Annotated in this window: 10 protein-coding genes and 1 pseudogene; 8 read left to right on the forward strand and 3 right to left on the reverse strand. The window is 54.5% G+C overall.

The features are described 5' to 3' along the window. The first annotated feature begins 54 nt into the window (after positions 1-54). Positions 55-681 carry a Uma2 family endonuclease gene (locus V6D20_25110; protein ID HEY9819062.1) on the forward strand — a complete coding sequence of 209 codons (627 nt, stop codon included), beginning with the start codon at positions 55-57 and terminating at the stop codon, positions 679-681. A gap of 101 nt (positions 682-782) precedes the next feature. On the opposite strand, the gene V6D20_25115 is transcribed toward V6D20_25110, so the two are convergent. Continuing rightward, the gene (locus V6D20_25115) at positions 783-1,025 is read right to left on the reverse strand and encodes a hypothetical protein (protein HEY9819063.1); all 243 of its coding nucleotides are present in this window, start codon (positions 1,023-1,025) and stop codon (positions 783-785) included. Between the two features lie 182 nt (positions 1,026-1,207). Next, the gene (locus V6D20_25120) at positions 1,208-2,662 is read right to left on the reverse strand and encodes a PLP-dependent aminotransferase family protein (protein HEY9819064.1); all 1,455 of its coding nucleotides are present in this window, start codon (positions 2,660-2,662) and stop codon (positions 1,208-1,210) included. Positions 2,663-2,788: 126 nt separating this feature from the next. Here V6D20_25120 and V6D20_25125 point away from each other — a divergent pair, with 126 nt between their 5' ends. The 6 genes from V6D20_25125 (at position 2,789) to V6D20_25150 (ending at position 7,576) form a co-directional block, all read left to right on the forward strand. After that, positions 2,789-3,283 carry a GNAT family N-acetyltransferase gene (locus V6D20_25125; protein HEY9819065.1) on the forward strand — a complete coding sequence of 165 codons (495 nt, stop codon included), beginning with the start codon at positions 2,789-2,791 and terminating at the stop codon, positions 3,281-3,283. Beyond that, the gene (locus V6D20_25130) at positions 3,280-3,891 is read left to right on the forward strand and encodes a transglutaminase family protein (GenBank protein HEY9819066.1); all 612 of its coding nucleotides are present in this window, start codon (positions 3,280-3,282) and stop codon (positions 3,889-3,891) included. Before V6D20_25125 ends, V6D20_25130 begins: the two co-directional genes overlap by 4 nt. Positions 3,892-3,943: 52 nt before the next feature. Beyond that, a complete protein-coding gene (locus tag V6D20_25135) occupies positions 3,944-4,600 on the forward strand; it encodes a pyridoxamine 5'-phosphate oxidase family protein (GenBank protein HEY9819067.1) in 657 nt (218 codons plus the stop codon). Positions 4,601-4,855: 255 nt separating this feature from the next. Beyond that, positions 4,856-5,371, forward strand: a complete 516-nt coding sequence (locus V6D20_25140; protein ID HEY9819068.1) for an AraC family transcriptional regulator — start codon at positions 4,856-4,858, stop codon at positions 5,369-5,371. 214 nt (positions 5,372-5,585) lie between these two features. Continuing rightward, positions 5,586-6,599: an AraC family transcriptional regulator gene (locus V6D20_25145; protein HEY9819069.1), complete on the forward strand. Its 1,014-nt coding sequence runs from the start codon at positions 5,586-5,588 to the stop codon at positions 6,597-6,599. 107 nt (positions 6,600-6,706) lie between these two features. Then, complete coding sequence (locus V6D20_25150; GenBank protein HEY9819070.1) at positions 6,707-7,576, forward strand: NAD(P)H-binding protein; 870 nt, start codon at positions 6,707-6,709, stop codon at positions 7,574-7,576. A gap of 270 nt (positions 7,577-7,846) precedes the next feature. Here V6D20_25150 and V6D20_25155 read toward each other — a convergent pair. Beyond that, a pseudogene (locus tag V6D20_25155) lies at positions 7,847-7,969 on the reverse strand (IS1 family transposase). A gap of 158 nt (positions 7,970-8,127) precedes the next feature. On the opposite strand from V6D20_25155, the gene V6D20_25160 reads away from it, so the two are divergent. Then, a partial coding sequence (locus V6D20_25160; protein ID HEY9819071.1) for a trypsin-like peptidase domain-containing protein occupies positions 8,128-9,836 on the forward strand: 1,709 nt, incomplete at its 3' end.

The raw sequence follows: 9,836 nt of genomic DNA on the forward strand, positions 1-9,836 counted from the left end.
CATGTTACATACTCAATTTGGTAGACTTGAGGTACTGATAGAGCTGGTTGACCCATGACTATTGCAGTCGATCAAGCAATTCACCAGAAACCACTTAGCCTTGACGAGTTTCTCGCTCATTATGGTGGCGATAACCGCTACGAACTGATCGACGGAGAGGTGTTCGACTTGGAACCAACAGGCCTGCAGGTCGAAGTTGCAGCCTTCATAACAACGAAGATTTGTGTCCAAATCGACAGAGCAGATCTACCTTGGTTTGTCCTTCAGCGGGGACTGCTGCGCCCTTCTAACACTGCCATGACAGCATTTCGTCCTGATATCGCAGTCGTTGATCAAGATGAACTGACCCAAGAGCCGCTTTGGCATGACCAGTCAATCTTAACTCTAGGCACTTCGATTAAATTTGTGGCAGAAGTTGTGAGTAGCAACTGGCAAAATGATTATGCCCGTAAGCTTGAAGACTACGCAGCGTTAGGTATCCCAGAATATTGGATTGCAGACTACGCGGGATTGGGGGGAACTCGACATATCGGGAAACCCAAACAGCCCACCCTTTCTATCTGTACGCTAGTGGATGAAGAGTATGAAATTCAGCAGTTCCGAGGCAGTGAGATAATCGTCTCTCCAACCTTCCCAGAGTTGAGACTCATGGCTGAACAAGTCTTGAGGGCTAATAGGTGACGGTGCGGCATAACAACCCCAACGCAGCAGATGTACAGAAGCTGACAAAGAACTCGTAGATTCCCATTGATTCCAAGATTCACCCAAAACAGCCAACCACCCTAAGCTTCGAGCAGCTCAGCGATCGCTGCTTCAATCATCGCCGTTGCCTCCCGATTTCGGCCAGGGCCACCGGCATAATGCCCCCAAACCGAATCAATCACCCGCAGTTCTGCATTAGGCATCTGCGCCACCTCCAGCGCATTGTCCTCCGGTGTGAAATACAAATCCGTCGCACAAGGCATAATCAACGAACGAGCAGCGATCGCCCTAGCATGATGGGAAAGAAAGCTATTGCAGTACATCACCGACAGCAGGAAGATTCCTGATGCTGGCGGTTAACATCTATTGTGCTACATGGTGGATGGTTTGATCTTATTTGTTTCCAGAATTGCAACCACCTATACCTGCAACAGGCTTAACAACAGCAGTTTCTGCCATCAAAGGTCATCAGCACGTCCTCTATCTGTAGAGCCAGTCATACCTTCTACGCCATGATGGTGGACAAGGTAGCCATGGCGGCTGCGATCGCCCCTTCATCCAGTTCTGTATAGCTAAAGATAAACTCGTGACCGGGGTTCTCCCCCAGGTATTGGGGAGCGGCTGAGATCAGCCCAATGCCTACCTGCTCTGCCCGAGCGATCAGTTCTGCATCCGGGATGCTGGTCTGGAACCGCACCATCATGTGCAGCCCAGCATTTTCGCCCAAGATGGTGGCGCAATTCCCAAAATGCGTCTGCAATGCTGTCACCATGGTCTGCCGGCGCTGGTCGTAGAGCGATCGCATCCGGCGAATGTGGCGCTCCAGATGCCCCTCAGCGATAAAATCCGCCAGCACCGCCTGTTCCAGAGTGGGCACCTGGCGATCAGCCAGCCACTTGGCCCGGCTGAAGAGGGGCACTAGGGCCGAAGGGAGCACCATGTAGCCGATCCGCAAAGACGGAAACAGCACCTTCGAGAACGTGCCTAGGTACAGCACCGACTGCCCGCTGCCCAACCCCTGCAACGCCGGAATGGGTCGCCCGCCGTAGCGATATTCGCTGTCGTAGTCATCTTCAAGAATCAGACAACCCTGCCGCTGTGCCCAAGCCAGCAGCGCTAGCCGACGCGGCAACGACAGCACTGCCCCAGTGGGAAACTGGTGGGAAGGGGTGACATAGACCAGTCGAATCGGTCTGGTCAACCGGGCCAGGGTATCCACATCCATGCCCTCTCCATCCACCGAAATAGGATGGAGGTTAGCCCCCTGGCTGGCAAAGATACGGCGGGCACTAAGGTAGCTGGGTTCTTCTAGGGCCACAGTATCGCCAGGGGAGACCAGAAGCTGAGTGGCCAGGCTGAGGGCCTGCTGGGTGCCGTTGGTGATCAAAATCTGGTCGGGATGGCACTGCACGGCGCGGGCCTGGGTCAAATAGGTGGCGATCGCTTCCCGCAGTGGCCCATAGCCCATGGGGTCGGTGGCGTAGTCGAGCCAGTCTGCCCGCCGACAGTGGCGTGACAGCAGTTGCCGCCAAATCCCCAGGGGCACGTGGTCGAGGGCGGGACGACCATAGCGAAAGCTGATCGGGGTCTGGGGTTCCGGACTTGGCCCAGCATCAACCTCAGCCAGACGTTGACCGTAGGCAGAAAGTACCAGGGACGGCAGTGATTCTGAGGGAACTGGCTCGACTCCGGGCGCATGAAGCAGGATTTCCGGCAGTTGTTCGCCCACATAGGTGCCGGAGCCGACCACGGTTTGCAGATAGCCTTCACTGAGTAACTGGTCATAGCTCTGGGTGACGGTGGCCCGAGACACCCCTAGGCTCTGGGCCAGGGCACGGGTGGAGGGAAGACGCTGGCGCGGGGCGAGCTGGCCGGTGAGAATCTTCTGGCGCAGGGCGGCGTAGATCTGCTGGTAGCAGGGCATCGGGCTCTGGGCATCGAGTAGCAGGGTGAACTCCATAGGGACAAAGTGGACTGGTGGATTTTATCAGAATTGGCTCTTGTGGGTTACCAATCTGCTGTCTATGCTAGGCGAACAGTCGTAATTGTGCTATTCCCCAGTTCTGCCAGCCGAAAGACATCTCCCATGGTGACAACCCCTGCCGTAGCCTTTCGAGCCGCCACTTCCCAAGAGGACGGAGTGATCGCCGAGCACTTTTACCGCATGTGGCGCGACTTGGGGATAACCGATGCGGTGATTCAGCCCCAGTGGCCCAGCCTCTGCACCGAGTTCATCGCCCACGCCCGCCAGCACCTGCACTACCAGGCCTTTGTAGCCGAGGTAGAAGGGGCGATCATTGGCTCTGCAGGAGGGCAGCGCTTCGCCGGGCTGTATCCCTGGATTATCTCCCCCAGCGATCGCCAGTACGGCTATATCTGGGGCGTCTATGTGGAGCCGGAGTATCGCCATCGGGGCATCGCTTCCCAGCTGATCCGGCTCACCGTGGAGCATTTGCGAGCGATCGGCTGCACCAAAGTGGTGCTGAATGCTGCCCCCAAGGCTCACCCCCTCTACCAGCGACTAGGCTTCCGCGACAGCAATTTGATGGAACTCGATCTAAGCGCAACCGAACTCCCATGAAGCTTTCCCTAACTCCAGAATCCAGCCATCTGGCGGACTACCTCGCTCCCTCACCGGTGATCGATTGGCACCATCCGACCATTCCGCCCCTAGCAAAATCCCTGACCAAGGACATTCCCTCGGTTCCGGAGCAGATCAAGGTGGTATACGAATGGGTGCGCGATCGCATCTCCCACACCTGCGATATAGGTGACCATCGCGTCACCTGCACCGCCTCCGAAGTGCTGCACCAGGACCACGGCTTCTGTTTTGCCAAGGCCCACCTGCTGGCGGCGCTGCTGCGCAGTTGCGCCATTCCCACCGGCCTTTGCTACCAGCGCCTGGTATTCGACGATGCCCAGCCCGACCGATTCACCCTCCATGGTCTCAACGCCGTCTACCTACCAGAGCTAAACCGCTGGGTGCGCCTAGATGCCCGGGGCAATAAACCAGGGGTGCAAGCAGAATTTTGCTGGAATCGCGAACAGCTTGCCTACCCCATCCGCCCTCACCGCGGCGAAGTGGACTATCCCAACCTCTATGCCGAGCCACATCCCACCATCGTCACCGCGTTGCAAACCCACCCCACTGCCCTAGCCCTCATCGACCACCTCCCCGCCACTCTATAACGCCCCTCTCCTCCAACCTCCCCTATCCCCTACCCTTTAGGAGCTCTTTCCCATGCCCCACTCCTCTGTACCGACCCCTCGCACCCAAGTCAAGCGCATCCCCCAGCGGGCCAGCTACAACTCCCAGCAGGTCTATGACATTCTCGATGAAGCACTGGTCTGCCACCTCGGCTTTGTCGTCGAAGGGCAACCTTTTGTGATTCCCACCGCCTATGGCCGTTTGGAAGATAAGCTCTATATCCACGGTTCCCCCGCTAGCCGCATGTTGCGCACCCTAGATCAGGGGGTGGATGTCTGCCTCACGGTGACGCTGCTGGATGGACTAGTGCTGGCGCGATCGGCCTTTCACCACTCGATGAACTACCGCTCGGTGGTGCTGTTTGGCACGGCAACTCGGGTGGATAACCCGACTGAAAAACTGACGGCACTCAAAGCATTTACCGATCACGTAGTGCCCGATCGCTGGGCAGAGGTGCGCCCCCCCAACCCCCAAGAACTGGCCGGTACCCTAGTGCTGTCCCTGCCGATCGCTGAGGCCTCAGCCAAGATACGCACCGGCCCACCGATTGATGCGCCGGAGGATTATGGGCTGCCGGTGTGGGCAGGGGAAATTCCGCTACAACTGACGGCGGCGGCTCCGGTGGTTGATGATCGCTGTCTACCTCAGCTTGAGGTGCCGGAGTATGTGGTGTCCTATCAGCGGACATAGATCAAGCCATATGGATAGGCTTAAACAACTGCGTAGCGTCAGGATTCAGTCTCTTGGCGTTACGCAAGCTTATTTCAATCGTCATACGCTCTGACGATGAGGCGGCTGCTATGCCAGCATGGGATATGGAAGTGCGATACTTCAACTTTATTTTATTGAGATTTTACTCAAATCGCCATCATACAGACATTTTAGGGATGACTCCCTAAAAGCCGATAGAACAATCCTCGACCGTTCTTGTACAATGTCAAGGCTATGAACGTCAGCCGATTAGACACAGATCTACTGGATGCTACCCTGCGATTGGTGCGATTGACCGAATCGGCTGACGACTACAGCATGTTGGCTCCGCTCGTGATAAAAGAAATCACCTATCGATTGCTGAAAGGTGCCCAAGGTAGTCGCCTGCAGCATCTTGCCAGAGTCGGCGGTCAATTTCACCGCATGGCCCAAGCGATCGCACTATTACAAGAACGGTTCAATCAACCCATTCAAATTGAGGCGATCGCACCGGAACTAGGAATGAGTGCATCGGGTTTCCACGTCCACTTCAAGGCCACCACAGCGATGAGCCTGCTGCAATTTCAGAAGCAACTGCGGCTGCAAGAAGCCCGACGGCTGATGCTGAGTGAGCAGCTTGATGCGGCAGAAGCCGGGAGCCGTGTTGGCTACGATGACGCCTCCCATTTCAGCCGGGAGTACAAGCGTTACTTCGGCGCACCGCCAATGCGCGACGTGGCGCAACTTCGCCGTCTGGTGACGGAATCATGATCACTCCTATCTGCTCAGAATTGGGAATTTCGGCGCTGCTGAATCAGGAGATAAACCGCTAGCCACAGGATCTGAACCTTCATGCAACATATTGCTGGGTGAAACTATCTGGTTGCACCCATTGAACAGAAGTTTCCGGTTCAAGTGGTTACAATTAAAAAACTATCGCTCACCGATACCAGAATATTGAGGCGCAAAAAGATATCTTCGTTGAATGGGACAAATCACGTCATTATTCATTAGAAAAGTTGTTGGAGAAGCCGAAGACGACATCGACAAGAATGCCTTGTTGCGGTCGATTGGTATCGAGCCAGACAACCCCATTGACCCCGCGCAGATGGTGTCTGACACAGCATACTATGCCTTGCTGGAACAGGTTGCGATCGCTGAAAACAATGGCACGACCCTACCATTAAGAGCTGGTGCAGCCATGCGCTGTGATGATTACGGTGCCTTTGGTCTGGCCTGGAAGTCGGCGACTAATCTGCGAGGCTCCTATGAGCGGGCAGAACGCTACGCCCGCTTGTTGACAAGCGTTTCGACCTATGAGGTTGAAATGGTGGATCAGGGAGCATTGATGCATTTACATCGAGCGGGTGAGCGACGCCTGGGTATGCGGCTTTCAAATGAGGCTACGATCGCCAGCATCGTCTCAATCAGTCGACAAGTTTCCACAACGGTGTTCAAACCGCTGGCTGTTTATTTCAAGCATCCAGCGCCCAACGTTATCGAGAATCATGAAGTCTATTTTGGCTGTGCGGTTCATTTTGATGCGGATAAAGACGCCCTGTTGGTTTCCCATGAATCGTTGCAAACAGCGAACCAGCTCGGCGACGAAAGCATTTCCAAGTTCTTTGATACCCACCTTGAGGCTGAACTGTCTAAGCTGGCAGACGTCAACTCCCTCGAACAACGGATTCGTATTCATGTTTCTCGATGCTTGAGTGAGGGCGTTCCAACAATTTCTGATGTCGCAGGGCACTTCAGCATGAGCGGGCGAACGTTGCAACGCCGGCTGTTAGATCTTGGCTATTCCTATCAAACACTGGTGGATGAATCAGGACGCCAGTTAGCCGAACGGCTTTTACAGCAAACCGACTATTCTCTGGCTGAAGTGGCGTTCATGACTGGCTTCTCCGAGCAAAGTGCCTTCACACGAGCATTTAAGCGCTGGTCGGGGCAAACACCACGATCTTTCCGCATCAATCCCCAATCTAACTCGGGTTGAGTTGAAATTGGCGCGTGGGGTCAAATTTTCGGCAGCAGGTGTCAAGAAATGCCTTGGTCAAACTTTCTATAGTTGGCTTGCAGTTAACTCATTGAGGCAAGCAAGCCATGAACATCATTCACAATCAAACCCAAAACCCCAAAGGACTGACCCTTGTTCTCGGTGGCACTGGAAAGACAGGTCGCCGGATCGTTGCCGCATTGGAGGCGAAGGGCGTGCCGACCCGGATCGGTTCGCGATCGGCCTCTCCAGCTTTCGATTGGCACCATGAAGCCGGTTGGGATGCTTGTCTGCAAGAGGTTAAAGCCATCTACATCAACTACGCGCCAGACCTTGCCATGCCTGGTGCAACCGATGCCATTCAGGCTTTTGTGAACCGAGCCAAACGCCATGGCGTTAAGCGCCTAGTGCTCCTGTCTGGACGGGGTGAAGCCGAAGCCCAAGCTTGTGAGCGGATCGTGCAGGCAAGCGGCGTTGACTGGACCATCGTCCGAGCTAGCTGGTTCAATCAAAACTTCTCAGAGGGCGCGTTTCTCGATATGGTTATGGCCGGTCAAATCATGCTCCCGGCAGGCAACATCCCGGAGCCTTTTGTCGATGTCGATGATATTGCTGAAGTTGCCGTCGCTGCACTTACGGAAGCCGATCATGCCGGAGAAGTTTATGAAGTCACCGGCCCTCGCCTGATGACCTTCACTGATATTGCGACCGAGCTCTCAAGCGCCATTGGCCGTGAGATTACTTATGTTCAGATCCCTCACGAGGCCTTTGTAGCTGGCGTCAAAGAATCCGGCGCGCCAAAAGAAGTGGTTTGGATGTTGGACTATCTATTTACCACCGTGCTTGATGGACGCAACGCTCGCCTCACTGATGGAATTCAACGTGCCTTGGGCCGTCCACCCAAAGATTTTTCTGTGTATGCCAGAGAGATAGCTGCTACAGGTCTATGGAAGGGGAGTGCTCTAGCTGTCTCATGATGAACTGTATCTTACCTGTATATTTCTAGGGTGATTTTGCTTTTGGCTGAGGCTACAACGCTGCTTCAGCCTTAGGCATCCTTGGCTACAGAGAGCATCATGCTGGGCAACGACTCTAGTTCGCTGTCAAAGATCAGGGTGCTAGACGGTTTGTTCATCGGATGCAAGATCGCAATCTTGTTGGGTGCCTTCCGTCAGATCATTACCTCAACCCCCCTTCATGCAACAACGCCCTGGCAACGCATCCCATAATCCTTGGGCATCCTCTCAACGGCGATCGCCACCATCCACGCCGACAATGTCTCGCGTTTCAACATCTAATGCCAGCCAAATCCACTGTTTGTTACCTTTATTACCCACAAACGACCATATCTCATCACACTGGATAGTTAAATACCTTTTTTTAGCTCGTCCGTTCACTTAACGGGGCGGCGAAGTTTAGCTTAGAATGAGCGATCGCCTCTGAGCCCTAGCGATCGCTCTTCAAAGACTCTAACCCAGAGAATTTAGAGATTACACTGGAGTGGGAAGCGCCAACGAAGGAGTGAGCCTTGACCCCGCTAGAGGATCTGCTGCAACAGTGTACGGTCAAGATCACTGTCCCCGGTGGTTGGGGGACGGGCTTTTTTGTGGCGTCTGGGTGGGTGCTCACTTGTGCCCATGTGGTACGCAAGGCGGCTGATTCGCCGATCGCCCTGTTCTATGCAGCGCGAGGGGTGTCTCTGTCGGCGATCGCTACGGCAAAAGCTGATGATGGTGAAACCCTTGATCTGGCGCTGTTGAAACTCTCTGAGCCCCTGCCTGATCATCCCTGTGTGCTTTTGGATGAGGAGTCGGTGGCGATCGGTCAAGCTTTGTACAGCTACGGCTATTTGAAGTCCTATCCCCAGGGTGCTCCTGTGCGTCCTGTCCATGAAGGATTGACGGGGGACGTGCCTCCGTTGCTCAAGCTGCAAGGGGCACAAATTGAGGCGGGAATCAGCGGTGCGGCGTTGCTGAATCTTAGAACGGGCAAGGTGTGTGGCATGGTGAAGGAAACCCGTGCTGCTGGGTTTGATCTGGGCGGTGGGGCGATTCCCACTCGGGTGATTTTGGAGCAGTTTCCGGAGTTGCGGGAGCTTCAGCGGGCGTTTCATGAGGGCGATCGCCGCTGGCGTGATGTGCTGGTCAATCCGACGCCGACTGAGGGCATTATTCAGACCAACTTCGGGGGACATAATTATCAAACTCGCACTGGGGCGAATAACACTAACTACATTGGCGAAAATCATATTTATAACTATGCTGCACCTCAGCCAGAGGCAGGTTCCAGCATAGGGAAAATCGATTTTCAGCCTTATCTACAAGCCGTTGTCAGTCACTACTCCCAACAGCGTCACCTGTACACGCCGACGGATGCGCTGTTGCCGTTGGAAGCTAGATCAGTGGAACGGCAGGAGGGGGAAGATAGGCAGAAGAAGAAAGTTGAGCAGTTTCCGGTGCTGGCGGGGCTGCGGAAGTATGCGCTAGGGGAAAAGCGGGAGCATGTGTTGCTGGCAGGGCGACCAGGTTCGGGGAAATCGACAGCGTTGCGGCAGTTGGTGCTGGCCTTAGCAGAGGAAGCCATACAAGACCCTAATTTGCCGATTCCAGTTTTGGTGCAGTTGAAGGCTGATCGTTCGGTCCCTGAGTTAATTCAGGCGGAGTTTCGACGGGCAAAACAGCGGGTAACGGTTGAGGAGATTGATGATTGGTTGTTGGACGATCGATTGATCCTGCTGCTTGATGGGGTGAACGAGGTACCAACGGACAAGCGACGACAAGCCCTGGCGCTATATCGAGAAGATAATCTTTCGGTGCCCATAGTATTTACCACGCGAGATCTGGCGGTGGGTGGTGACTTGGGCATTGGCCAGCGGTTGGAGATGAAACCGCTATCGCCGGAGCAAATAAACGTGTTTGTGGGTAAGTATTTGCCAGAGCATGGGGAGCAGTTGTTGAGGCAATTGCGCGATCGCCTGCGAGAACTGGCAGAAACGCCCCTGCTGTTGAAGCTGCTCTGTGATGTGTTTGATCCAGAGACGAACCAAATTCCCCAAAATCGGGGGGAATTATTTCAATGGTTCGATCGAGATTATAAGCGGATTAAAAAAGAAATTGAATACGTGCCTGTCTCTGAGAATTTTTGGGAATTCAAATCAGAAATTCTTCAGTATTTGGCATTCTCTATGATTCAAGGTGAAGTACCAACCGCTGACCGCCAGGAACCTCCTGAACCCTG

This window comes from Candidatus Obscuribacterales bacterium (assembly GCA_036703605.1).
Classification (GTDB): Bacteria; Cyanobacteriota; Cyanobacteriia; order RECH01; family RECH01; genus RECH01.